Origin of the sequence: Microbacterium esteraromaticum (assembly GCF_028747645.1) — a bacterium.
Taxonomy (GTDB): Bacteria; Actinomycetota; Actinomycetes; order Actinomycetales; family Microbacteriaceae; genus Microbacterium; species Microbacterium esteraromaticum_C.
Genome location: NZ_CP118100.1, coordinates 1450958 through 1473264, shown reverse-complemented (window position 1 = coordinate 1473264; position 22307 = coordinate 1450958). Strand labels below are relative to the sequence as shown.

Annotated in this window: 26 protein-coding genes; 8 read left to right on the top strand and 18 right to left on the bottom strand. The window is 68.0% G+C overall.

Annotation, left to right across the window (positions count from 1 at the left end; all coding sequences use genetic code 11):
- The 3 genes from PTQ19_RS06775 to PTQ19_RS06765 all read left to right on the top strand — a co-directional run bounded on the left by PTQ19_RS06775 (window position 1) and on the right by PTQ19_RS06765 (window position 2958).
- Window positions 1-1536 carry a sensor histidine kinase gene (locus PTQ19_RS06775; protein WP_274368901.1) on the top strand — a complete coding sequence of 512 codons (1536 nt, stop codon included), beginning with the start codon at window positions 1-3 and terminating at the stop codon, window positions 1534-1536.
- 2 nt (window positions 1537-1538) lie between these two features.
- The gene (locus PTQ19_RS06770; protein WP_179410972.1) at window positions 1539-2195 is read left to right on the top strand and encodes a response regulator transcription factor; all 657 of its coding nucleotides are present in this window, start codon (window positions 1539-1541) and stop codon (window positions 2193-2195) included.
- A 106-nt stretch (window positions 2196-2301) separates the two neighbouring features.
- The gene (locus PTQ19_RS06765) at window positions 2302-2958 is read left to right on the top strand and encodes a murein hydrolase activator EnvC family protein (protein WP_274368900.1); all 657 of its coding nucleotides are present in this window, start codon (window positions 2302-2304) and stop codon (window positions 2956-2958) included.
- Window positions 2959-2994: 36 nt separating this feature from the next.
- Here PTQ19_RS06765 and PTQ19_RS06760 read toward each other — a convergent pair whose 3' ends face one another.
- The 9 genes from PTQ19_RS06760 to PTQ19_RS06720 all read right to left on the bottom strand — a co-directional run bounded on the left by PTQ19_RS06760 (window position 2995) and on the right by PTQ19_RS06720 (window position 9972).
- A complete protein-coding gene (locus PTQ19_RS06760; protein WP_274368899.1) occupies window positions 2995-3897 on the bottom strand; it encodes a tyrosine recombinase XerC in 903 nt (300 codons plus the stop codon).
- Between the two features lie 47 nt (window positions 3898-3944).
- Window positions 3945-5120, bottom strand: a complete 1176-nt coding sequence (gene dprA / locus PTQ19_RS06755) for a DNA-processing protein DprA (protein ID WP_274368898.1) — start codon at window positions 5118-5120, stop codon at window positions 3945-3947.
- Entirely contained in the window at window positions 5117-6649 is a 1533-nt protein-coding gene (locus PTQ19_RS06750; protein WP_274368897.1) for a YifB family Mg chelatase-like AAA ATPase, read from the bottom strand. Before PTQ19_RS06750 ends, dprA begins: the two co-directional genes overlap by 4 nt.
- Window positions 6646-7008, bottom strand: a complete 363-nt coding sequence (locus PTQ19_RS06745; protein ID WP_179410976.1) for a YraN family protein — start codon at window positions 7006-7008, stop codon at window positions 6646-6648. Before PTQ19_RS06745 ends, PTQ19_RS06750 begins: the two co-directional genes overlap by 4 nt.
- A 97-nt stretch (window positions 7009-7105) precedes the next feature.
- Window positions 7106-7432, bottom strand: coding sequence for a DUF2469 family protein (locus tag PTQ19_RS06740; RefSeq protein WP_179410977.1), 327 nt, complete (start codon window positions 7430-7432; stop codon window positions 7106-7108).
- A 28-nt stretch (window positions 7433-7460) separates the two neighbouring features.
- Window positions 7461-8120 (bottom strand): ribonuclease HII, encoded by a 660-nt coding sequence (locus tag PTQ19_RS06735; RefSeq protein WP_274368896.1) that lies wholly within the window; start codon window positions 8118-8120, stop codon window positions 7461-7463.
- The gene (lepB, locus tag PTQ19_RS06730; RefSeq protein WP_242521894.1) at window positions 8120-8845 is read right to left on the bottom strand and encodes a signal peptidase I; all 726 of its coding nucleotides are present in this window, start codon (window positions 8843-8845) and stop codon (window positions 8120-8122) included. The genes PTQ19_RS06735 and lepB overlap by 1 nt, the downstream gene beginning before the upstream one ends.
- A gap of 119 nt (window positions 8846-8964) precedes the next feature.
- On the bottom strand, window positions 8965-9312 hold the full coding sequence (rplS, locus tag PTQ19_RS06725; protein ID WP_179411870.1) for a 50S ribosomal protein L19: 348 nt from the start codon (window positions 9310-9312) through the stop codon (window positions 8965-8967).
- Between the two features lie 174 nt (window positions 9313-9486).
- Window positions 9487-9972: an MFS transporter permease gene (locus tag PTQ19_RS06720; RefSeq protein ID WP_274368895.1), complete on the bottom strand. Its 486-nt coding sequence runs from the start codon at window positions 9970-9972 to the stop codon at window positions 9487-9489.
- Window positions 9973-10077: 105 nt separating this feature from the next.
- On the opposite strand from PTQ19_RS06720, the gene map reads away from it, so the two are divergent.
- Window positions 10078-10860, top strand: coding sequence for a type I methionyl aminopeptidase (gene map, locus PTQ19_RS06715; RefSeq protein WP_179410981.1), 783 nt, complete (start codon window positions 10078-10080; stop codon window positions 10858-10860).
- Window positions 10861-10957: 97 nt separating this feature from the next.
- Here the strand turns inward: map and PTQ19_RS06710 are convergent, their stop codons facing one another.
- The 5 genes from PTQ19_RS06710 to rpsP are packed head-to-tail and all read right to left on the bottom strand — an operon-like array spanning window position 10958 to window position 13700.
- Window positions 10958-11698: a class I SAM-dependent methyltransferase gene (locus PTQ19_RS06710; RefSeq protein WP_274368894.1), complete on the bottom strand. Its 741-nt coding sequence runs from the start codon at window positions 11696-11698 to the stop codon at window positions 10958-10960.
- Window positions 11699-11726: 28 nt separating this feature from the next.
- Window positions 11727-12416, bottom strand: a complete 690-nt coding sequence (trmD, locus tag PTQ19_RS06705; RefSeq protein ID WP_274368893.1) for a tRNA (guanosine(37)-N1)-methyltransferase TrmD — start codon at window positions 12414-12416, stop codon at window positions 11727-11729.
- A 20-nt stretch (window positions 12417-12436) separates the two neighbouring features.
- Window positions 12437-13033: a ribosome maturation factor RimM gene (gene rimM, locus PTQ19_RS06700; RefSeq protein WP_274368892.1), complete on the bottom strand. Its 597-nt coding sequence runs from the start codon at window positions 13031-13033 to the stop codon at window positions 12437-12439.
- Between the two features lies 1 nt (window position 13034).
- Window positions 13035-13265, bottom strand: a complete 231-nt coding sequence (locus tag PTQ19_RS06695; protein WP_071644715.1) for an RNA-binding protein — start codon at window positions 13263-13265, stop codon at window positions 13035-13037.
- A gap of 6 nt (window positions 13266-13271) precedes the next feature.
- On the bottom strand, window positions 13272-13700 hold the full coding sequence (rpsP, locus tag PTQ19_RS06690; RefSeq protein ID WP_274368891.1) for a 30S ribosomal protein S16: 429 nt from the start codon (window positions 13698-13700) through the stop codon (window positions 13272-13274).
- Between the two features lie 204 nt (window positions 13701-13904).
- Between rpsP and PTQ19_RS06685 the strand changes: the two genes are divergently transcribed.
- Window positions 13905-15053, top strand: coding sequence for a glutamate--cysteine ligase (locus PTQ19_RS06685; RefSeq protein ID WP_222446179.1), 1149 nt, complete (start codon window positions 13905-13907; stop codon window positions 15051-15053).
- Window positions 15054-15115: 62 nt separating this feature from the next.
- Here the strand turns inward: PTQ19_RS06685 and PTQ19_RS06680 are convergent, their stop codons facing one another.
- Window positions 15116-16090 carry a sugar-binding transcriptional regulator gene (locus tag PTQ19_RS06680; protein WP_179410987.1) on the bottom strand — a complete coding sequence of 325 codons (975 nt, stop codon included), beginning with the start codon at window positions 16088-16090 and terminating at the stop codon, window positions 15116-15118.
- 107 nt (window positions 16091-16197) lie between these two features.
- Between PTQ19_RS06680 and PTQ19_RS06675 the strand changes: the two genes are divergently transcribed.
- Together PTQ19_RS06675 and PTQ19_RS06670 are read left to right on the top strand one after the other, a co-directional pair.
- Complete coding sequence (locus PTQ19_RS06675; protein WP_274369045.1) at window positions 16198-17898, top strand: glycerol-3-phosphate dehydrogenase/oxidase; 1701 nt, start codon at window positions 16198-16200, stop codon at window positions 17896-17898.
- A gap of 138 nt (window positions 17899-18036) precedes the next feature.
- Window positions 18037-18162, top strand: coding sequence for a hypothetical protein (locus tag PTQ19_RS06670; RefSeq protein WP_274368890.1), 126 nt, complete (start codon window positions 18037-18039; stop codon window positions 18160-18162).
- 19 nt (window positions 18163-18181) lie between these two features.
- Here PTQ19_RS06670 and PTQ19_RS06665 read toward each other — a convergent pair whose 3' ends face one another.
- A complete protein-coding gene (locus PTQ19_RS06665; protein WP_274368889.1) occupies window positions 18182-19063 on the bottom strand; it encodes a LysR family transcriptional regulator in 882 nt (293 codons plus the stop codon).
- 78 nt (window positions 19064-19141) lie between these two features.
- On the opposite strand from PTQ19_RS06665, the gene PTQ19_RS06660 reads away from it, so the two are divergent.
- Complete coding sequence (locus PTQ19_RS06660; protein WP_274368888.1) at window positions 19142-20044, top strand: EamA family transporter; 903 nt, start codon at window positions 19142-19144, stop codon at window positions 20042-20044.
- Between the two features lie 7 nt (window positions 20045-20051).
- On the opposite strand, the gene ffh is transcribed toward PTQ19_RS06660, so the two are convergent.
- Complete coding sequence (ffh, locus tag PTQ19_RS06655) at window positions 20052-21602, bottom strand: signal recognition particle protein (RefSeq protein ID WP_274368887.1); 1551 nt, start codon at window positions 21600-21602, stop codon at window positions 20052-20054.
- A 51-nt stretch (window positions 21603-21653) separates the two neighbouring features.
- Window positions 21654-22238, bottom strand: a complete 585-nt coding sequence (locus tag PTQ19_RS06650) for a TetR/AcrR family transcriptional regulator (RefSeq protein ID WP_179410991.1) — start codon at window positions 22236-22238, stop codon at window positions 21654-21656.
- Between the last annotated feature and the right edge of the window lie 69 nt (window positions 22239-22307).

Sequence of the window (22307 nt, the reverse complement as noted above, 5' to 3'; positions counted from 1 at the left end):
GTGACCGGCCCCGCAGACTCCTCGCATCACCGGAGCCGTCTCGCGAGCGCGCTGCATCCGCGTGTGGTCTCCGTGCGCACCCGCATCGTCGCCGCCATCACCGTGACCATGGCTATCGGCCTGCTCGTCGTCGGCAGCGCGGTGTACTTCGTCGAGAGAAAATCGGATCTCGACCAGATGGACGACCGGCTGCGTGCCAACCTCAACACCGCCCGGTTCATCGTCGCGGAGGGCGAGCCCGTGGCATCCGACTCTCCCGAGCGTCAGCCGTGGAGCACCCCGACCGCGGCGCTGCGCTCGGTCGTTGAGCGCATGAGCGCCGATGACAACACCGGTGTCATGGGAATGGTCGCGAACGAGATCAACATGGTTCCCGGCGTCCGGCTGGACCTCGATCTGAGTGGCGCGGATGTGTTTGCGGAGTACATCCAAGAGCAGACTGCCGCCGGTGAACCAGTCATCGGGACGTACGTCGACGACGACCTCGCCTGGCGCTACCTCGCAGCCCCCATCGTCGTCGAGAGCAGCACAGGCGATGATCCCGCGGTATTCGTCATGGTCTATGACATCCACGCCGAGCTGGCAGAGTTCGAAGACACCGCGCGGGTGTTCGTGATCGCTTCGCTCATCGCCCTCGTCCTCGTCGCCGCCGTCGGCGGCATCGTCGCCACACGGTTGCTACGACCGCTTCGGCAGATGCGCGAGATCGCGACGCGCGTATCGGCGCGTTCGCTGGACGAGCGAATTCCCGTTGTCGGCAACGACGACGTCGCCGACCTCGCCCGAACGATGAATGCGATGCTGGATCGGCTCGACGCGGCTCTCGATTCGCAGCGCCGTCTGCTCAGCGATGTGGGACACGAACTGAAGACGCCGATCACGATCGTGCACGGGCATATCGAGGTGATGGACCCGACCGACGTCGAGGACGTGCGTGCGACTCAGGCTCTGACACTGGATGAGCTCGAGCGGATGGGGCGCCTTGTGCAGGATCTCTCCGACGCCGCTTCGCTGCACGGGTCATCGCCCGTGACTCCGACGTCGGTGGATCTCGCAGATCTGCTCGTTCAGATCGCTCGCAAGGCGCAGGGCATCACCGGAGCCGAGATCAGCGTCGGTGCGCGTGCGCGCGGGAGGGCGATGATCGATGCCGCCCGCGTCACCCAGGCGATGCTGCAGCTCGCGCAGAACGCCGTCGCCTACGGTGGCGGCCGCATCGTGCTCGGCAGCAGACTGACCGGACGGCATGTCGAACTGTGGGTGCGCGACTTCGGCCCCGGCGTTCCCGACGAAGACAAAGACGAGATCTTCGAGCGGTTCCGTCGCGCGGCCACCTCGGACGGCGTCAACGGCAGCGGGCTCGGCCTCAATATCGTGCGCCTGATCGCTCACGCACACGGCGGCAGCGTCCGCGTTGACGACGCCGCGGGCGGCGGGGCCCTGTTCACCATCCGCTTGCCACGCGGGCCGGTCGACGAGGCGCAGATCGATCGCGAAGCAACACCCGCTGGCATCGTGCCGGCCGAGAAGGAGTGACGATGGCATCCATCCTCATCGCCGACGATGAACCCCGCATCTCGGGGTTCATCGACAAGGGATTGCGCGCGGCGGGGTTCGCCACCCGGGTTGCCGCGACCGGCCCCGACGCGCTCGCGTTGGCACTCACCGACGAGTTCGACCTTCTCGTGCTCGATGTGAACCTGCCCGGTTTCGACGGCTTTCACGTTCTGGAGCAGCTACGCGGTTCGGGCTCGACCCTGCCCGTGATCATGCTCACCGCCCGCGTCGAGTTGCACGACACGATCGCGGGTCTGGAGGGTGGCGCCGATGACTACCTCGGCAAGCCGTTCCGTTTCGACGAGCTACTCGCTCGCATTCGCCTGCGCATGCGGCGGGACGCGCCGGGTGCATCGCTGGATCTCAGCCACGGCGAACTCCACCTGGATGTGCGCAGCAGACGCGCCCGTATCGGTGAGCACGATGTCGAGCTGTCGGCCCGCGAGTTCGCCCTGGCCGAAGAGCTAGTGCGACACGCTGGACAGGTGCTCAGCCGTGAGCAGCTGCTCAGTCGCGTGTGGGGCTACGACTTCGATCCGGGGTCGAACGTCGCCGACGTGTACATCGGATATCTGCGTCAGAAGCTCGGGTCGGATCTGATCGAGACCGTGCGCGGGGTCGGCTACCGCTTGGTGTGAGATTCGGCGGCGAGCCTGTCGTCCCCGGAAGGGCTCGCCAGCGCAGTTGTCCACCGCCGCCGGAAGTGGCGCTCGCACCGCGGCGCAACGCGGGCAGTGTGGACGGATGCGTTCATCTGCTCTCGTCCCGCACTCGATCCGCCGCTCCCCCGTCCGCGCGCCCGTGCGGTGGCAGAGACGCGCAGCAGACGGCCGGATGCTCCTGCTGGTGCGGGTCGCACTCATCGGCGCCTTGCTGGGCCTTGGCTGCCTGGGAACGGTGCGCGCCGACGCCGTCGTTGCCGACGCGGCGCGTGTGGCGGATGCTACGGGGTCCGCCGATACCGATGTCGATGCGCCGGGCTTCCCGTGGCGGTGGCCGGTAGGCGGTGCGCGGCGCGTCGTCGAGCCGTTCCGAGCACCGGCGCATGACTACGGGCCGGGCCACCGCGGTATGGACATCGCCGTCGTCCCGGGTGCGGATGTGCATGCTCCGGCGGGTGGCGTGGTGGCATTCCGCGGCACCGTGGTGGATCGTCCGCTGGTGACCATCGACCACGGGTCCGGATTCGTCAGCACCTGGGAACCGGTGTCGTCATCGCTGGCGCCCGGCGACGTCGTCACCGCGGGCGCCGTGATCGGTGCGGTCGCCGAGGGGGGTCACACCGTGCGCGGCGCGATGCACATCGGGGTGCGCGTCGACGGGGAGTACGTCAATCCGTTGCCGCTGTTCGGGCAGGTGCCGCGGGCGGTTCTGCTGCCGTGCTGCTCAGCTGTGCCGTGAGTGCTCGATCGCCGCGGAGCGCGTCGCGCCGCAGACTCACGCGCGCGGATGGGCGAGGCGATAGCTCGCGGTGAGGCGTTCGGCCGAGACGTGGGTGTAGATCTGGGTGGTACCGAGACTGGCGTGCCCCAAGATCTCCTGGACCGCGCGCAGATCAGCGCCGCCGTCCAGCAGATGCGTCGCGGCGGAGTGTCGTAGCGCGTGGGGCCCGACGTGCTCGGCGCCCACGATCGGGGCGAGTACCCGTGCGACGAGTGCGTACACGCTGCGAGGGCCGATCCGTGCGCCGCGCGACCCGAGGAACGCAGCGGGTCCGGGGCGCTCGGCGCGGGCGTGGAGGGCGGGGCGCGCGCGGGAGAGATACGCGCCAATGGCATCCGCCGCGGGCCCCCCGAATGGAACGACACGCTCCTTGGCTCCCTTGCCGAGCACCCGTACCGTGCGGCGCTGCAGGTCGATGTCATCGACGTCGATCCCGCACAGTTCGGAGACGCGCATTCCCGAGCCATACAGCAGCTCCAGCATGGCGTGGTCGCGCAGTGCGATCGGGTCGCCGTCCGCAGCGATCGTGCGCTGGGTATCGAGCAGATCGCGGATCCCTTCGCTCGAGGCGACGACCGGCAGCGTCTTGGCGCGCTTGGGGGTGACGAGGCGAAGACTGGGGTCGGTGTCGATCAGGTCGTTCTCCTGTGCCCAGCCGAAGAACGACCGCACGGCCGCGGCCCGCCGGGCGAGCGTCGACCGGGCGTCACCGCGCTGGGTGGCCTGCCATAACCATTCGCGCAGTACCTCGAGATCGATCGTGGTGAGATCGTCAGCGGCCAGCACGCGTCCGAGATCGGCGAGGTCGGAGCGGTACGCACGCACCGTCGCCGACGAGAGGCGACGCACGTGTTCGAGGTGGTCGCAGAACGCCTGCACAGCCGCTGAGTACCGCATCAGTCCAGGATGCCGCGGACCCGAACTCGCCGCGGGCTGCCGCGCCGTCATGTACTGCGTAGCCACCCTCCGTTGCGCTGCGACACCTCGCCGTCGAGCGCGAGAAGCCCGAGGAGTCCGCGCACGCGTTCCACGGACAGGCCGCTGTTGCGGGCGATCTCCTGCGCATCACGAGGCGTTCGCGTACTGAGCGCATCACGCAGGCGGATCCGGTCGGGATGCTCGGAGTCGGACGATGTCCGGGGTGTCGACGCCTCACCCCAGAGCTCTCTGACGTCTTCCGCGCTGGTCACGCACACCGCGTCGTACTCACGCAGCAGGCGATGGCAACCGGCCGAGGCGGCAGAGGTCACCGGCCCGGGCACCGCGCCGAGCGGTCGCCCGAGGCTGGCAGCGTGCCCGGCCGTGTTGAGGGAACCGCTGCGCCACCCCGCTTCGATGACCACGGTCGCCATACCGGCAGCGGCGATCATGCGGTTGCGCGCCAGGAACCGCCACTTGGTCGGCGCGGCCCCACACGGCACCTCACTCAGTACGGCTCCTGCAGCCCGAATGCGGTCGAACAATTGCTGGTGCCCGACGGGGTACGCACGGTCGACACCGCCGGCAAGAAACGCGACCGTCCGGCCTCCCGCGCCCAGGGCGGCACGGTGGGCCGCGCCGTCGATGCCGTATGCGCCTCCTGAGATCACGAGCGTTCCCGCACCGGCGAGGTCACCGGCGATCTCGCCTGCCACCGACTCCCCGTATGAGGTCGCAGCGCGGGCCCCGACGATGGCCGCGCTCGTGGTGCACTCGAGCGCGGTGAGGTCGCCACGTGTCCACAGCGCGACAGGCGCGTGCACGCCGAGGTCGTCCAGTCCGGCCGGCCATTGCGCGTCGCGCGGCAGCAACAGGCCGCCGCCAACGTGCTGGCACGATGTGAGTGCCTCATGCACTGCTTCTGGCCTCGCACGCGGTCTCCAGCGGGCCAGTGCTTCAGTGAGCTCGCGCGGTGAGATCACGTTCGGCGGGAGGAGCCGCGGCTCACCCAGGGCGATCCGCAACGCCTGGGGTGCGCCGAAGGCTGAGATGAGCGCACCTGCCACGCCGTCGCCGGGTTCCACGAGCACCGACCACGCGGCACGGGCTGCTGTCTCGACGGTGTCGGCATCGGGCCGCAACCGTTCGGCGGCACGGCGCACATCGATGTCATCGATGAGGTGGACAAGGGTCTGCGTCATGGCAGCAGTCCTTTCTTCAGGAACAGGGCTCGTCCCAGTTCGTCAGCGCCGGGCATCCCGAGTCCGTCGAGATCGGCGAGCGTCCACGCGATGCGCAAGACGCGGTCGTAGGCGCGCAGAGTGACCGTGCCGCGTTCGAGTGCGCGATCCAACGGCGCGCGCACGGATGCGGGCAGTCGCAGATCCCCCTGCCTCAGCCGTTCCCCGGGCACATCGCCGTTCACTCGCCACGGTGTGCCCTGCCAGCGCTCCTGTGCGGCGGCGCGTGCCATGAGCACGCGCTCGCGCGCGACCGCGGAGCTCATCCGGGATCGCTCCCCCGACGTCGCACGCGAAGCGGCGACGCGCGCCACCCGCAGATCGATGTCGATCCTGTCGCGTAGCGGTCCGGACAACCGGCCCGCATAGCGGCGAATCGCCATCGGCGGGCATGTGCAGTCCGACCCACGGACTCCGTACTGACCGCACGGACAGGGGTTCATGGCCAGGATCAGCTGGAACCTCGCGGGGAACGACGCGCTGAATCCGGAGCGGATCAGCTCGATGCGTCCCGATTCGAGCGGCTGTCGCAACGCGTCCAACGCAACACGCTGGAACTCCGGAGTCTCGTCGAGGAACAACACGCCCCGGTGCGCGCGCACGATGGCGCCGGGCCGCGCCACGCGCGACCCGCCACCGACCAGCGCCGCCGCCGACGCGCTGTGGTGCGGTGCTTCGAACGGTGCCACCGACTCGAGGCGCGTCACGGCGCGCCCGGTCAGCGAGCGAATCGCGGCCACTTCGAGCGCCTCCGCGTCGGTCAGGGGCGGAAGGATGCCAGGTAACCGCCGCGCCAGCATGGTCTTGCCCGCACCCGGTGGGCCGCTCAACATCATGTGGTGTCCCCCGGCGGCCGCCGTGATCATCGCGTCGACGGCGTCATCCTGCCCGACGACATCGGCGAGTTCCAGATGAGCGTCCTCCTCGCGGTCGTCTTCCCCGGGCAACACGACCGGATCGACCTCGAGCGGGTCGATCTCGGCTCCGTGGAGCGCCGCGACCTCGGCCAACGACGTCGCTGCCCGTACCTCGATACCCGGCACCAGGCGCGCCTCGTCGGCATTGGCGTGCGGCACGATGACGCGTTCGAAGCCGGCCCGGGCCGCCGCGTAGACCGAGGGCAGCACGCCGGGAACCGGACGCAGCCGCCCGTCGAGACCGAGCTCACCGATGTGCACGGTCGCGCGAATGGCATCCGCCGATACGGTTCCCTCCGTCGCCAGCGTCGCGACGGCGATACTCACATCGAAACCTGACCCGTGCTTGGGCAGGTTCGCCGGTGACAGATTGACGGTCACGCGACGACGCGGAAACGGCAGCCCGACGTTCACACAGGCGTTGCGCACCCGCTGCGCGGACTCCCCCAGAGCCTTGTCGGGCAATCCGATGATCTGGAATCCCGGGGTCTGGTTGCTCAGGTCAGCCTCGACCTCGACCAGGTGCCCGTCGACGCCGGTGAGGGCGACCGCCCAGGTGCGTGCCGTGCTCACAGCATGTCCACGAGGTGCTCAAGGCGCGCCGTTCGGGCATCCGCTCCGATCAGACCGATGGCCTCCAGACGCACCGGACGGCGGCGAGCGGCATCAGGATGCTCGGCGGCCCAGGCGAACGCCAGCTGCCACAGCCGCCGTCGCTTGCGTTCATCGATGGCTTCGAACGGGTGCCCGAAGGCCTCACTGCGCCGAGCCTTCACCTCGACGATGCAGAGCATCCCATCGTGCACCGCGACGATGTCGATCTCGCCCTGGGCGCATCGCCAGTTGCGATCGAGCACCGCGTACCCGCTGGCTCGCAGATGCTGCGCGGCGCGTTCCTCGCCTGCTCGCCCAAAGTCGTCTTTCGCTGCCATGACGACAGCCTGACGCGCGGCGGAGACGCTCGAACGCCACTATCCCGTGCGTTGTGGAGAGGTCACCGAGATCGGAGATCTGGGGACAAACGGTGCGTCACTGCCCGTCGAGCGAGAGCTCGTCCGGGATCTCGAACTCGCGCCGCTGCAGCTCCTCGACGTTCACGTCCTTGAACGTGAGCACGCGCACCGCCTTGACGAAGCGATCTGCGCGGTAGATATCCCACACCCAGACATCCGACATCGAGATCTCGAAGTAGAAATCGTGCTCGGTGTCGCGGCGGACGACGTTCACCTCGTTGGCGAGGTAGAACCGGCGCTCGGTCTCGACCACGTACTGGAACTGCTGAACGACATCGCGGTACTCGCGGAACAGCGCAAGCTCGAGCTCGCGGTCGTAGTCGTCGAAGGCGTCGTCATCCATGATGGCTCCAGTCTAGGCGAGAGCGCGCTCAGAACAGGGTCGGCGCCTCGGCGATCGCCCACGAGGCACGGTGGAACGGCGAAAGTCCCTGCGCGCGGATCGCCTCGCGATGCTCACGACTCGCATACCCCTTGTTGCGATCCCACTGATAGGCCGGGTGCTCGGGGTGCAGAGACGCCATCAGGCCGTCCCTGGCCACCTTCGCGATCACCGAGGCAGCCGACACCGAAGCGCAGTCGCGGTCACCCTTGATCACGGTCCTGACCGTGACGGATGCCGGGTGCACGGCGCTGAGGTAGTCGTGGTTGCCATCGAGGATGATGAGCGTCCGGTCCAGCGATGCCCCGTGATCTACCACGGACTGCACGGCGCGGGAGGCCGCCAGACCGAGCGCGCGCATGATGCCGACCTCATCGACCTCATCTGCCGTTGACCATCCGACACCCGATGCGGACACCCATGCGTGCGCACGCTCCGCCATCTCAGGGCGCCGCTTCTCGGTGATCATCTTCGAATCGCGCAGGCCCTCGGGCACTCGGCGCCGCGAGCCACGGGCATCCATCACCGCCGCGCCGACGGCGACGGGACCTGCCAGCGCACCGCGCCCCACCTCATCGAGCGCGATGATCAGGTCAAAATCTCTCAGCAGCTGTCGCTCCAGCCGCAGTGTCGGTTCGACGACGGCCATCACGGCTCCGGAACGGCTTGGAACACGTCGTCGTGCGTGTCGATCATGCCGAAGCGGTTCAGGGGCCACGTCGTCAGGAACGCCCGTCCGACAACGTTCTCCAGCGGTACGAACCCGCCCCCCGGGAGCTCCTGGTGCGCCCGGGAGTCCTGCGAGCGATCGCGGTTGTCGCCCATCACCCAGACGGCGCCTTCCGGCACCGTGACATCGAACTCGGTGTTGGACGCCGCGGTGTCCCCCTCGGGAAGATTAAGGTACGAGAGCTCGTTCACCGGCGAACCGTTGATAGTGAGCTGTCCGAGAGCGTTGCAGCAGACGATGTGATCACCGGGCATCCCGATCAGACGCTTGACGAGGTGATCCTGCGCGTCCGAGGTCGAGATGCCCACGAACGTGAGCACCCAATCGGTCGCTTCGACGAGGCCCGGACGTGCCGGGCGCTGTGGCGCCGGAGGCAGCCACCCACCCGGGTCCTGGAACACGACGACGTCGCCGCGTTCGTAGCCGGCCCAGCGCGGAGTCAGCTCGTCAACGAGGATGCGGTCGTCGATCAGCAGCGTGCGCTCCATCGAGCCGGAGGGGATGTAGAACGAGCGCACAACGAACGTCTTCACGACGAACGAGACCAGCGCTGCGATGAGGATGATGACGATCACGTCACGCAGGAAGATGAGAAAGCCCCTGCCTCGTGATGGGCGCGGTGCTGCCTCTGCGGCGTGTGTCATGTGCATCCTTCTTCGTCGGGCTCACCGCCCGGGGCGGCCGCTACCAGGTTCGCATATCGCGACCGCAACGAGAGAACCCCGGGACGCTGTGTCCCGGGGTTCTCTGCGCATTCGGCGTGTCAGTTCTCGCGCTTCTCGCGGATCTTCGCCTTCTTGCCACGCAGGTTGCGCAGGTAGTACAGCTTCGCGCGACGCACGTCACCGCGGGTGACGACCTCGATGTGGTCGATCACCGGCGAGTGCACCGGGAAGGTACGCTCGACGCCGACCTGGAAGCTGATCTTGCGGACCGTGAAGGTCTCGCGCACACCGTCGCCCTGGCGGCCGATGACGACGCCCTGGAACACCTGGACACGCGAGCGGTTGCCCTCGGTGATGTTCACGTGCACCTTGACGGTGTCACCGGGGTGGAAGACAGGAATGTCCGAACGGAGCGATGCCGCGTCAACGGCGTCGAGGATCTGCATGATCGTCTCTCTCTGCACCCGCCACAGGTCGGGGGCATTTTTCAAAGGGTCAAGAGTGGGTGTGTGCCAAGCGGAGCACGAGGCATCCGCGGGCTCCCCTGAGGCAGAGCCGGTTCACGGCACAAGCATCTATTCTGCCACGAACTCCGGTGCGCTTCCAACCGCGCGGCGCGCTCAATCCTGCGGCCGGCGCTCCTCGACGATGAACACCTCGGATTCGCACGAAGATGCGGGATCCGAGCGCGACATGCTCGACCACGTGATGGTCTCGCGGATTCGCGCGCCGGAGCCGCGGGCCTCGTTCCACAACTGCCACAGTTGCAGCCAGAACAGACCGAGCGCGGCGGCGATCGCGCCGGTGAGCAGCCAGGGGAAGGCCCCGTCGATGAAGCAGGCGACGGCGATCGTCAGGCCGTGCCACACCGCGAAGCCCAGGACGTCCCACCAGGACACCGCGCGTTCGGCGCGCACCGACGGACGCGATCGGGTGAGAAGGGTCAGCACGAGCTGCCCGATGAACAGCGACGGCACGGCGATCAGCAGCACCCACAGCAACGCCCAGCCGGACTGCCCGAAGATCGCCCATCCGACGACCATCCACAGCGGCAGCAGGAACGCCGATGGCAGCAGCCAGTGGAAGAACGCCCGTCGTAAAACCATGCTTCGATGTTACGTCCCCGACGGCGCTGATGGCCGCGCGTTCGCTGTGGGCATCCGACCAGCCGGCATCGGGGAGAATGGGATGCTGACGAGAGGACACCCCCGATGATCGAACTGCGCACCCCGGCCGAGATCGACGAGATGCGCGCCGCCGGCCGCTTCGTGGCCGAGACGCTGGCCACGCTTCGCGACGAGACGAAGGTGGGGACCAACCTGCTCGCCATCGACAAGCGCGCACACGACCTGATCCGCCGTGCCGGTGCGGAGTCGTGCTACATCGACTACGCCCCGTCGTTCGGCCGCGGCCCATTCGGCAAGGTGATCTGCACCTCGGTCAACGACGCGGTGCTGCATGGCCTCCCTCATGACTACGTGCTGCGCGACGGCGACCTCGTCTCGCTCGACTTCGCCGTCTCTGTCGACGGCTGGGTGGCGGACTCGGCGATCTCGTTCATCGTCGGAACACCCCGCGATGAGGACCTGCGCCTAATCGACACCACCGAGCGTGCCCTGGACGCCGCGATCGCCGCTGCGGTCGTGGGCAACCGGATCGGCGATATCTCAGCATCCATCGCCGAGGTCTCGCACGGCGGGGGCTACTCGATCAACACCGATTTCGGTGGACACGGCGTCGGTCGCATCATGCACGGTGACCCGCACATCCCCAACGACGGCCGCGCCGGCCGCGGGTTCCCGTTGCGCGCGGGTCTGGTCTTCGCCCTGGAGCCGTGGCTGCTGGCAACGACCGACGAGCTCATCACCGACGCGGACGGCTGGACGCTGCGCAGCGCCGACGGGTCGCGCGGCTCGCACTCCGAGCACACGGTCGCGGTCACCGACGAGGGCCCGATCGTGCTCACCGACCGCAGCTTCCTCGGCGTCGACTGACGATTCAGGCAGGCGACCTCGTCACCGAGAACAGGCTCGTTGCTCAGAACAGGATGATTCTCGGGGAATCATCCTGTTCTGGTGCGCTTCCCTGTTCTCAGACGCGTGCTCGGTAGACGTACACGTCCGTGATCTGCGGCAGGTCCAAGATCTCGCGCCCCGCAGTCGCGGGGTCGGCGTCGAGGATGCGTTCGACATCAGCGGTCATGCGTGCGCGCTCGGCATCGGATGCTGTCATGAAGCTGCTCACGGTGTGCCAGCGCGCGATGTAATCGGCACGGGAGATGCTCTCCGCCCAGGGAACGGTCACGCGTCCGACGACGTCGAAGCCCGGGAGCTGCTCCGCCGCGGAACTCGCCGTCTCGTTTGTGTCCTCCACGGCCGGGTGAGCGACACGATGGCACGCGCGGTCCCAGGCGCAACGAGGGTCGGATCGATTCCACAGCAGGCCGAGCACCCCACCGGGAACCAGAACACGGGCGATCTCAGCACACGCCGGCTCGCGATCGAACCAGTGGAACGCCTGCGCGACGGTCACGACGTCGATCGAGTGATCGGATGCGGGAATCGACTCGGCTGCGCCGATCATCGTCTCCACGCCGGGCAGTTTCGCCCGCAGGACGGCGAGCATCTGCTCGGACGGCTCGACAGCGATCACGCGGTCGGCTCGGCCGACGATCAGCTCGGTGAACTTCCCCGTGCCCGCGCCCAGGTCCAGAGCCACGCGCGCTGAGGCGGGAACGATGGCATCCGCTGCCTCTGCGGGAAACCCGGGACGGTAGCGGTCGTAGTCGGCACCGGCAGTGAGAAACGAGCGGGCAAGCGTCTGGTCCACCATGCCACGACCGTACCAGTGGGGCGCGTTGCTACTCGGCGAGCAGGTCGGGGCGTCGCTGTCGGGTGCGTTCGATCTGCTGCTCGCGGCGCCATGCGGCGATCGCGCCGTGGTTGCCGCTCAGCAGCACGGAGGGCACCTCGCGCTCGCGCCATGTCGAGGGCTTCGTGTACGACGGGTACTCGAGCAGACCATCCTCGTGCGATTCCTCGACGAGACTCTCGGGGTTGCCGACGACGCCCGGAATCAGGCGGCCGATGGCTTCGGTCATGGCCATGACGGCCACTTCTCCCCCGTTGAGCACATAGTCTCCGAGGCTCATCAGCCGAACGTCACCGAGTGTTGACGCGTACTCGAAGACGCGCTCGTCGATCCCCTCGTAGCGGCCGCAGCCGAAGAGCAGGTGCTCTCGATGTGCCAGCTCGCGGGCCGTCGACTGGCGGAACAGCTCGCCCGCGGGAGACGGGAAGATGATGGTCGGTCGCGTGTCGAGGCCGGCGGTGAGGTCATCGAGCGCGAGCCCCCACGGCTCGGGCTTCATCACCATGCCGGCACCGCCGCCGTAGGGCGTGTCATCGACCGTGCGATGACGATCGTGGGTCCAATCCCGCAGGTCGTGCACGTGCAGGTCGAGGATGCCCGAATCGCGCGCCTTGCCCAGCAGGGACAGCGTCAGACCATCGAAGTACGACGGGAAGATGGAGACGACGTCGATGCGCATGCGTCGATGCTAACGAGGTGTCACTCGCCGCCGGAGGCGGCGGCATCCGAGATAGCGGGCGCGGTAGCATCCGATCCCGCGCCGGGCGCAGGGAGCTCCTCAAAGAGACCGGGCGGCGGCGTGACAACGACGCGACCGGCGGCCACGTCGACGGTCGGGACGATGGCCTCGACGAACGGGACCATCACCTCGCCGCTCTCGGTGGAGACGATCAGCAGGTCCTGGGCGGGCAGGTGCTCCACGCGCACGACGCGGCCGACCACGGCACCGTCTCGGACCACGTCGAGACCGGCGAGCTGGTGCGCGTACCAGGCGTCGTCCTCGACCTCGTCGTCTTCGTCCATCCACAGGATGGCCCGCACGAGCGACTCCGCTGCGGTACGGTCATCGACGCCTTCGAGGAAGACGACGGAGTTGCCGTTCATCACACGGTACTCGCGGATGGTCACGGTCTTGCCGTGCCACGCGGATGCCTCGGGCACCTGCAACGTGAACTCGGCCCCCGGCACGAAGCGGCGCTCGGGGTTGTCGGTGTAGAGCTCGAGCTTCAACGCGCCTTTGAGACCGTGTGCCTTGAGCAGACGTCCGACGCGGAGCTGATTGCGATCCGCTGACACGTCAGTCGTCCGCGACGTCGACACGGACGCGACGTCCGTCGGCGAGGGCGGAGATCAGCGTGCGCAGCGCCTTGGCGGTGCGGCCGCCGCGCCCGATCACGCGACCACGGTCATCCGGGTGCACATGCACCTCGAGCAGATCGCCTCGGGGCGATGCGGATGCGGTGATGCGGACATCGTCCGGGTGATCGACGATCCCCTTGACGACGTGTTCGAGCGCGGCGGCGAGCACAGCGGATTACTCTGCGTCTGCGGCGGGAGCCTCAGCGGCCTCCGCGTCAGCGGCGGGAGCCTCCTCAGCGGGAGCCTCCTTCTTCTCGGCCTTGGGCTTGACGACCGACTTCTTGTCGGCGTCGACCTCGAAGGCGGCCTTGGCCTCGGCGACCTGGACGGTCGACTTGGCGTCCTTGTCGCCCTTGAACTTGCCCCAGTCGCCGGTCAGCTTGAGCAGCGCGGCAACCTGCTCGGTCGGCTGCGCGCCAACCGACAGCCAGTACTGCGCACGCTCCGAGTCGACCTCGATGAACGAGGGCTGCTCGGTGGGGTGGTACTTGCCGATCTCCTCGATGACGCGACCATCGCGCTTGGTGCGCGAGTCGGCGACGACGATGCGGTAGTACGGCGCACGGATCTTGCCGAAACGCTTGAGACGGATCTTGACAGCCACGATTCTCCTGAATGGTGTGGAAAGGAAGTTGAACCGGTCGCCTGGAGCGTGGGGTGCACACCCGGCGGAAGCTCTGCGGGGGGACGGATGCTGGATAGAGGGTCGAGCGGCCGTCCGACCCTCTATTCTGCCAGATTCCGGGGGCGACCGCGAAACGACACGGCGATGCGCGTCGCGCGGTGCCCCACGTGTCAGACTGTGCGCGTGACGATCGAGTTCGCCTCCTCGGCCCGCAGCACGGTGGGCCTCGAATGGGAGGTCATGCTGGCCGACCCCGCCACCGGCGACCTCGTCGGGCGCGCCCCCGAGCTGCTGACCGCGCTCGAAGCGCAGAGCGCCGCCGAGCGCCACACCGTCACGGGTGAGCTACTGACGAACACGATCGAGGTGACGAGCGGGATCGGCACGACCGTGGCGGATGCCGTCGCCGACATCGGTGCGGCGATCGACGCGGTGCGCCGTGCCACGGATCCGGCGGGCATCGAGCTGCTCTCCGCCGGCAGTCACCCGTTCGCGCAGTGGTTCCACCAGCGCGTGACCGACAAGACGCGCTATCGCAAGCTGATCGAACGCACGCAGTGGTGGGGCCGCAACATGATGATCTGGGGCATCCATGTGCACATCGGCGTCGAGGACCGCGCCAAGGTGCTGCCCATCGTCGGTGCTCTGACGTCGTACCTTCCGCATCTGCAGGCGCTGGCGGCGTCCAGCCCCTACTGGGCCGGCGAACGCACCGGCTACGCCTCGAATCGCGCGCTGGTGTTTCAGCAACTGCCGACCGCGGGTCTGCCCTGGGCGCTCGAATCGTGGACAGAGTTCGAGAGGTACGTCGACGACATGACGCGCACGGGCGTGATGTCGGATGCCTCCGAGATCCGCTGGGACATCCGTCCGGCGCCACGGTGGGGAACGATCGAGGTGCGGGCCTGCGACGGCATGTCGACGCTGGCCGAGCTCGCATCGGTTGCGGCACTCACCCAGTCGCTGGTGGAGTTCTTCTCGCGAGAGCTCGATCAGGGGCGCGCGTTGCCGATGCTGCCGCCCTGGTTCCACCGCGAGAACAAGTGGCGTGCGGCCCGCTACGGCTTGGACGCCGATGTGATCGTGGATCGCGCCGGATCCCAAGTTCCCGTCCGAGAGCACCTTGATGCCGTCGTGGATGATCTGATGCCGATCGCGCGCGATCTGCGCTGCGCCGATGAGCTCGCCGGCGTGCACTCGATCGTGAGCGAGGGGGCAAGCTACGAGCGCCAGCTGGCCGCCGCTCACCATGCCGACGGCGACCTGCGCGCGGTGGTGCACCACCTCATCGACGAGTTCCGCAACGGGCCCGCGGCACCTCTCCCCGACTGAACTCAGCCCAACGCCGTTCAGCGCAGCACCGTTCAGCGCAGCACTGTTCAGCGCAGCACTGTTCAGCGCACGGCATCCGCGAGCATCCGCGCCAAGCCCTCATCGAGAACCACGTCGGTGACGATCCCGGCCGCGATGGCCGCCTGCAGCGACGTCAGGCGCGCCGCACCCGAGACGACGCACACCCGCCGCGGCACCCGTCGGAGCCGATCGAGGCCGGGGCCGGTGCTACGAGCATTCAGCCGGATGTCGCGCCACGTACCATCCGCGCGGAAGAACACCGTCGCCACGTCGCCGATCGCCCCATCCTCGCGCAGGCTGCGGAAGTCGTCGCGCCCGAGATAGCCGCCGACGTAGACGCGACTCGGCACCTCGGCCTGCGGGGACCCCAGGCCGAAGACAGCAACGTCCATCTTCGCCTGGAACGACAGCACGCGCCGGGTGCTCCGCTCCTGCCACATGGCTTCGCGCGTGCGCGGATCATCGAAGAACGCGGGCACGGGGAACTGCTCGACCTGCGCACCGAATGCCTGCCCGAAGCGCTGCAGGATGTCACTGGAGTACTCCAGGCCGCTGGTCTGCGTGTTCCCGGCGCCGTTGAGCTGAACGATCGTCGTACTGTGTGTCTGCTTGGGCACCAGCGAGCGGCTGACCATTCCCAAGGTCGAGCCCCATGCGACGCCGACCACCATGTTGGAATCGATGAACTGCGACACCTGACGCCCAGCCGTCAGCGCCACCCGCTCCAGACGCTCAACCTCGTTCACCACACCCGACATGGGCACGATGTGCGCGTTGACCTTCAGTCGCGACCGGAGCTGCTCCTCGAGCTCGCCGGCGTGCGCGAACGGGGAGTTGACCCGGATGTCGACGAGACCGCTCTCGCGGGCGTGCGACAGCAACCGCGACACCGTCGAACGCGACGTCGCGAGTTCGGCGGCGATGGCATCCATCGTCATGTCCTGCAGGTAGTACAGCTTGGCGGCGGTGAGCGCCGCGTTCGTCCGCGCGTCCATCGCGCCGCTCTCTGTGACCATCGTCCTCACCTTTCCCTCACCAGCTTTGCACAAACGTGCAGAACGTTTGCGAGATCCTGTCAATCGACGGATGCTGGAAGCGACAGCGAGGAGACACTATGTCAGTCATGACCCGTGCCGCACGCCGTGCCGACGAGATCGCGGCCGTGCGCGAGACCGAACGCACCACGGTGCTCATCATCGGCGCCGGCATCAACGGCATCTCGCTGTTCCGCGATCTCGCCCACCAGGGCATCGACGCCGTGATCGTCGATCGCGGCGACTTCGCGAGCGGCGCGTCAGCGGCGTCGAGTCACATGATCCATGGCGGCATCCGCTATCTCGAGAACGGCGAGTTCCGCCTCGTGCGCGAATCCGTGCAAGAGCGCAACGGCCTGCTGCGCATCGCTCCGCACTACGTCAAGCCGCTGCAGACGACGATCCCGATCTACTCGACGTTCTCGGGCATCCTCTCGGCACCGCTGCGCTTCCTGACGCACCGCTCGGGCAAGCCGACCGAGCGCGGCGCCGTGCTCATCAAGGCGGGTCTCACGCTGTACGACCTGTTCTCGCGCGACGGCGGTTCAGTCCCTCGCCACCGCTTCCTCGGCCGGCGGCGTTCGCTCGAGGAACTCCCCGCACTGGACCCCGAGGTGAAGTACACCGCCACCTACTTCGACGCTTCGATGCATGACCCCGAGCGCCTCGCACTCGACGTGTTGCAGGACGGCCGGTCGGCAAACGACCACTCGCACGCACTCAACTACGTCGAGGCCATCGGGCGGGACGGCGACACCGTCGTGCTCCGCGACCGCGAGACCGCTGAAGAGTTCCGCATCCGCGCCGACGTCGTCGTCAACACGTCGGGGCCCTGGACCGACCTCACCAACGAAGCCCTCGGTCAGGTGACGCGCTACATGGGCGGCACCAAGGGCTCGCACATCGTGCTCGACAACGATGAGCTTCTCGAGGCAACCCAGGGGCGCGAGATCTTCTTCGAGCACTCTGACAGCCGCATCGTGCTGATCTACCCGCTCAAGGGACGTGTGCTCGTCGGCACCACCGACATCGACGCCGACCCGCGCGAGCCCGCACGCTGCACAGAGGACGAGGTCGACTACTTCTTCGAGCTCATCGCCCACGTCTTCCCGACGATCGCCGTGTCGCGCGATCAGATCGTGTACCGCTTCTCGGGCATCCGACCGCTCCCCCGGCACGAGGACACGGCGCCCGGCTTCGTCTCGCGCGACTACCGCGTCGAACTCGACAACAGCGGACCCGTGCCGATGCTGAGCCTCGTCGGTGGCAAGTGGACCACCTTCCGCGCACTCGGCGAGTCGCTCGCCGACCGAGTGCTCGACCTTCTCGGCCGCACCCGCGCGGTGAGCACCGCGGATGCCCCGATCGGTGGCGGTCGGGGCTTCCCCCGCACGCCGCGTGCACGCGCGTCCTGGAAGCAGACGCATCTTGCGGGCGCCGGCGCCCGCGGCGACGCACTGCTGGCGCGCTACGGCACCCGCGCGGCCGAGGTCTGGGCCCACATCGAGCAGCATGAGGACCATGACCTCGCCGGTGGCGAGCTGTCCACGCGCGAGCTGGAGTGGATGGTCGACAACGAGATGGTCGTGCGCCTGGCCGATGTGGTTCTGCGCCGCACCAGCATCGCCTTCGTCGGAGCCGTGACGGCGGAGGCGCTCGAAGAGATCGCCGAGGCGTTGGCGCCGATGCTGAACTGGACGTCCGATCGCCGCGACGCCGAGATCGAGGCCACGGCGCACCTGCTCAGCGAGGCGCACGGAGTCGACATCGACGTTCCGATCGCCCGCTGACATCTTCATCCGCCGTCTGTAGGGATTTCCTCGGCGATTTCATCCTGTCGATCGATCAGGGGACTACATTCCGTCGCGCGATCACCTTCGATCGCGACAGCACGGTGGTCGCGACGGCACGGTGGTCACGACGGCACGGTGGTCGCGACCGGTCAGAAGGAGCACGAGCAGATCCTGCCGCAGGCGGGCTGGGTTGACGACGACGCGCGTGAGATCTGGCAGAACGTACAGGAGGCCATCGGGCCCGGCGGGAGCCCACCATGAACGCTGCCGAGCGTGATCGTCAACGGGCAACATCCGATTCGATCTGCGCGACGAACGCGCGCGCCGCGCTACGCGCACCCGTCGCGTGCCAGGCGAGGTACTCGGTACGGTGAGGTCCGTCGACGATGGGGGTCACGACGACAGCCGCGTGCACGCCTCGTACCGCTCCTGGCGCGAGCAGCGTGACGGCGAGTCCCGCCTCGACGAGACCAAGAAGCATGTCGACCGTGTCGACTTCGAACGCGACGTCACGGGGAATGCCGGCGTCGGCGAAGGCCCCGTCGCTCTGCGCCCGCCCGGAACTGCCCTGCGGGAAGTCCGCGAACGTCTCGTCCGTGAGATCGGCGAGCGAGATCTCGCTTCGGGATGCCAGCGGATGCTCTGTGGGCAAAACGACCACCAGGCGATCGCGGCGCAGCGCGCGGAACGCCACTCCCTGCGGACGGACGTCATCGCGCAGGCCCAGCAGTGCGACATCGATCTCGCCGGTGCTCGCCTGACGCATCAGCATGTCGCTGCTCCCGACGCGCAGCTCAACCCGAACGTCCGGGTACTTCTCGCGGAACCCACTCAGCAGCGCCGGTAGATCGACGGCGGTGACTGTGGGAATCACGCCCAGGGTGAGCGTACCGACGATGCGTCCGGCGGCCGCAGCCGCCTCTTCGACCGCATTCTCGGCGGCTTCCACCGCGATCCGTGCCTGAAGAGCGAAGGCCTCACCCGCTTCGGTCGGGCGCACGCTCCGGCTGGACCGGATGAACAGCCGCTGGCCGATCTCCCGCTCCAGCGCCGCGATCTGATGGCTGAGCGCTGACTGCGTCACGAAGCAGCGCTCAGCCGCGCGGGTAAAACTCGCTGTGTCGAGCACCTCAACCACGTAGCGCAGTTGCTGCAGATCCATTCGGCCATGATCACAGTTCATGGATCCCATGACAAGTATGCGTTGGACTCATTGCTCGGTGGGAGCCACCATCGAAAGATGCCCCTGCTTCGCACGCTTCTGCTGACAGCGCTCGCCCCGATCATCTGGGGAACGACCTACCTGGTCACCACCGAGCTCCTCCCTCCCGGGCATCCGCTCTTCGCCGCCCTCATACGCGCGCTGCCCGCCGGTGTCATCGCTGTCGTCGTCGGTCGGAGCATTCCCCACGGCACGTGGTGGATGAAGGCGGCCCTGCTCGGAACGCTCAACATCGGCGGTTTCTTTCCGCTGCTCTTCATCGCGGCGGAGCGCCTTCCCGGTGGGGTCGCAGCAGCCGTTGCGGGGGCGCAGCCTCTGATCCTGCTGGCACTCGGATCTGTCGTTCTGCGTGAGCGCGTTCGCGCCGTGACTGCGATCGCCGCGGTCGCCGGTGCGGCGGGTGTCGCCGCCATCGTGCTGGGGCCCTCGGCCGCACTGGATCCGCTGGGGATCGCCGCCGCCGTGGGCGGGGTGACGTGCACCGCCGTCGGAATCATCCTCACCAAGCGCTGGGGACGCCCACCGCGCACCGGTGCGGTGGCCTACGCGGGGTGGCAGCTCACCGCGGGAGGGCTTTTCCTCTTGCCACTCACGCTCATCTTCGAAGGAATCCCCGCTGAGATCCACCCCGACAATGTGCTCGGGTACCTGTGGTTGACCACCGCCGGCGGGTTGATCGCATACGCCCTGTGGTTCCGCGGGATCGAGCGACTGCCGGTGGCAGCTCCGGGGCTTCTCGCCCTGCTCTCCCCCGTCGTCGCGACGATTCTCGGCGTCGCTCTCGCACACGAGGCGTTCACACCTGTGCAGCTCACCGGCCTGCTGGTCGTACTGAGCGCGCTCGTGGCCGGTCAGCTCGCCGTGCTACGGCAGCCGCGTGCCGTCACACCCAGCGCGCCCCGGCCGGTGGCGACACCCTGAGGGGCGCTCAGCCCTTGCCGAACAGCTTCTGGATCTCGGCGAGGTCTGCCTCGCTCGGCGCTTGCTGACCACCCAGACCGAACCCGGAGCCGGTGGGAGTGGTGTTCGCAGTGGCCATGCCGGCATTCTCGGCAGCCCGCTTGGCGGGGTTACCCGAACGCGAACCGCCCTTGCTCTTGGCGCCCTTCTTGCCACGCTTGGCGGATGCGCCGGGCTTGCCCATCGGGCCCATGCCGGGGATCTGCGGCGTGCCGCCACGCGCTACGGTCTTCATCATCTTGGCGGCCTGGTCGAAGCGTTGCACAAGCTGGTTGACGTCGGTCACCGTCATACCGGAACCGCGGGCGATGCGCAGACGACGCGAGCCGTTGAGGACCTTCGGATTGCGGCGCTCGCCCGGAGTCATCGACCGGATGATCGCCTCGGTGCGGTCGATCTCGCGCTCGTCGAAGTCATCGAGCTGCTGCTTCATCTGGCCCATGCCCGGCAGCATGCCGAGCATCTTCTTCATCGAGCCCATCTTCTTCATCTGCTGAAGCTGCTCGAGGAAGTCCTCAAGCGTGAAGGCCTCGTTGGCAAGCTTCTCGGCGACCTTCATCGCCTCTTCTTCATCGAAGGCCTGCTGGGCCTGCTCGATGAGGGTGAGGATGTCACCGAGGTCGAGGATGCGGCTCGCCATGCGGTCCGGGTGGAAGGGCTCGAGGTCTTCGAGGTTTTCACCCGTCGAGGCGAAGATGATCGGACGGCCGGTGACGGACGCCACCGACAGCGCGGCACCACCGCGGGCGTCACCGTCGAGCTTCGACAGCACGACACCGGTGAAGTCGACGCCCTCCTGGAAGGCCTTGGCCGTGTTGACGGCATCCTGACCGATCATCGCGTCGATGACGAACAGCACCTCGTCGGGGCTGGTCGCCTTGCGGATGTCGGATGCCTGCTTCATCAGTTCGGCGTCGACGCCGAGGCGGCCGGCGGTGTCGATGATGACCACGTCGTGCTGGTGACGGCGTGCGTACTCGACGCCGTCCTTGGAGACCTTGACCGGGTCGCCGACACCGTTGCCCGGCTCGGGCGCGTAGATCGTCGCCCCAGCGCGCTCGGCGACCACCTGCAGCTGGTTCACAGCGTTCGGACGTTGCAGGTCGGCGGCCACGAGCAGGGGCGTGTGCCCCTCGCCTTCGAGCTGCTTGGCGAGCTTTCCGGCGAACGTGGTCTTACCCGAGCCCTGCAGACCCGCGAGCATGATCACCGTCGGCGGCGTCTTGGCGAACTCCAGCCGGCGCTGCTCACCGCCGAGAATCGCGACGAGCTCCTCGTTGACGATCTGCACGACCTGCTGCGCGGGGTTCAGAGCGCGATTGACCTCGTCGCCCAGTGCGCGCTCGCGCACCTTCGCGGTGAAGTCCTTGACGACGACGAGCGCGACATCGGCGTCGAGCAGAGCGCGACGGATCTCGCGGACGGTGCCGTCGACATCGGCGGGCGTCAGCTTTCCCTTCGTGCGCAGATTGCGGAAGGTCTCGGTGAGCCGATCGGAGAGCGTGCCAAAGGTAGCCATGGTGCCTCTAATTCTACGCGAGCGCCGGGGCCCGCCCGCGCGTCGCCACACTCAACCCCACGGAAGGTCGTGGATGCTGCGCAGCGCCTGGTCGAACGCAGCCTCCAAAGACGCCTGCCCCGCCCCCTGCTCAGCCCACACCCGCAGCGCGGACAGCACGGCCGCGGCCAGCGCCGCACCGAGGATGTCTGCACGGATCTCGTCGACTCCCGCACTGCGCGCCGCGCCGGCGACGGCCGAGGCGATGCGCGCGTGCCGGATCCCGGTGTCGCGCAGAAGCTCTTCCTCGACCCCCATTGCGGCGGCATTGCGCAGGGCAAGCACGAGCGGGTCGGGCGCGAAGCCGCGCACGACGGGTTCGAGCGCTGCCCGCACGGCCGGGCCGTCGGCGTTCCTGCCCAACGACGCGAGCGCCACCGAAGCCGCCTCAATGCGCGCATCGAGCCCCGACCACAGCACGTCGCTCTTGGATGAGAAGTAGTTGAAGAAACTCGACCGGCTCACGCCGGCACGTCGGGTGATGTCGGCGACCGATGTCTCGTCATAGCCCTGTTCGAGGAACAGCTCGCACGCCGCCTCGGCCAGAGTCTCGCGTGAGGATGCCCGTGGACGCCCGGCGCGCGACGCGTTCTGCATAGCGCCCAGCGTAGCCCGTGCTATTCGCGTCGCGGCAACCTCGAATGAGCGTATGCTGGGGCACGCCCT

Excerpts from the sequence above, each read along its gene's own strand:
- PTQ19_RS06760 (WP_274368899.1), bottom strand. The coding sequence starts at position 3,897 with ATGCGGTACTCAGCGGCTGTGCAGGCGTTCTGCGACCACCTCGAACAC.
- PTQ19_RS06740 (WP_179410977.1), bottom strand. The coding sequence starts at position 7,432 with ATGGATGACGACGCCTTCGACGACTACGACCGCGAGCTCGAGCTTGCG.
- PTQ19_RS06665 (WP_274368889.1), bottom strand. The coding sequence starts at position 19,063 with ATGGATCTGCAGCAACTGCGCTACGTGGTTGAGGTGCTCGACACAGCG.
- PTQ19_RS06720 (WP_274368895.1), bottom strand. The coding sequence starts at position 9,972 with ATGGTTTTACGACGGGCGTTCTTCCACTGGCTGCTGCCATCGGCGTTC.
- PTQ19_RS06745 (WP_179410976.1), bottom strand. The coding sequence starts at position 7,008 with ATGGCAGCGAAAGACGACTTTGGGCGAGCAGGCGAGGAACGCGCCGCG.
- PTQ19_RS06735 (WP_274368896.1), bottom strand. The coding sequence starts at position 8,120 with ATGGCCGTCGTCGAACCGACACTGCGGCTGGAGCGACAGCTGCTGAGA.
- PTQ19_RS06770 (WP_179410972.1), top strand. The coding sequence starts at position 1,539 with ATGGCATCCATCCTCATCGCCGACGATGAACCCCGCATCTCGGGGTTC.
- PTQ19_RS06710 (WP_274368894.1), bottom strand. The coding sequence starts at position 11,698 with ATGGTGGACCAGACGCTTGCCCGCTCGTTTCTCACTGCCGGTGCCGAC.
- ffh (WP_274368887.1), bottom strand. The coding sequence starts at position 21,602 with ATGGCTACCTTTGGCACGCTCTCCGATCGGCTCACCGAGACCTTCCGC.
- PTQ19_RS06680 (WP_179410987.1), bottom strand. The coding sequence starts at position 16,090 with ATGGTCACAGAGAGCGGCGCGATGGACGCGCGGACGAACGCGGCGCTC.
- dprA (WP_274368898.1), bottom strand. The coding sequence starts at position 5,120 with ATGACGCAGACCCTTGTCCACCTCATCGATGACATCGATGTGCGCCGT.
- PTQ19_RS06765 (WP_274368900.1), top strand. The coding sequence starts at position 2,302 with ATGCGTTCATCTGCTCTCGTCCCGCACTCGATCCGCCGCTCCCCCGTC.
- PTQ19_RS06650 (WP_179410991.1), bottom strand. The coding sequence starts at position 22,238 with ATGCAGAACGCGTCGCGCGCCGGGCGTCCACGGGCATCCTCACGCGAG.
- map (WP_179410981.1), top strand. The coding sequence starts at position 10,078 with ATGATCGAACTGCGCACCCCGGCCGAGATCGACGAGATGCGCGCCGCC.
- rplS (WP_179411870.1), bottom strand. The coding sequence starts at position 9,312 with ATGCAGATCCTCGACGCCGTTGACGCGGCATCGCTCCGTTCGGACATT.
- PTQ19_RS06675 (WP_274369045.1), top strand. The coding sequence starts at position 16,198 with ATGACCCGTGCCGCACGCCGTGCCGACGAGATCGCGGCCGTGCGCGAG.
- trmD (WP_274368893.1), bottom strand. The coding sequence starts at position 12,416 with ATGCGCATCGACGTCGTCTCCATCTTCCCGTCGTACTTCGATGGTCTG.
- lepB (WP_242521894.1), bottom strand. The coding sequence starts at position 8,845 with ATGACACACGCCGCAGAGGCAGCACCGCGCCCATCACGAGGCAGGGGC.
- PTQ19_RS06660 (WP_274368888.1), top strand. The coding sequence starts at position 19,142 with ATGCCCCTGCTTCGCACGCTTCTGCTGACAGCGCTCGCCCCGATCATC.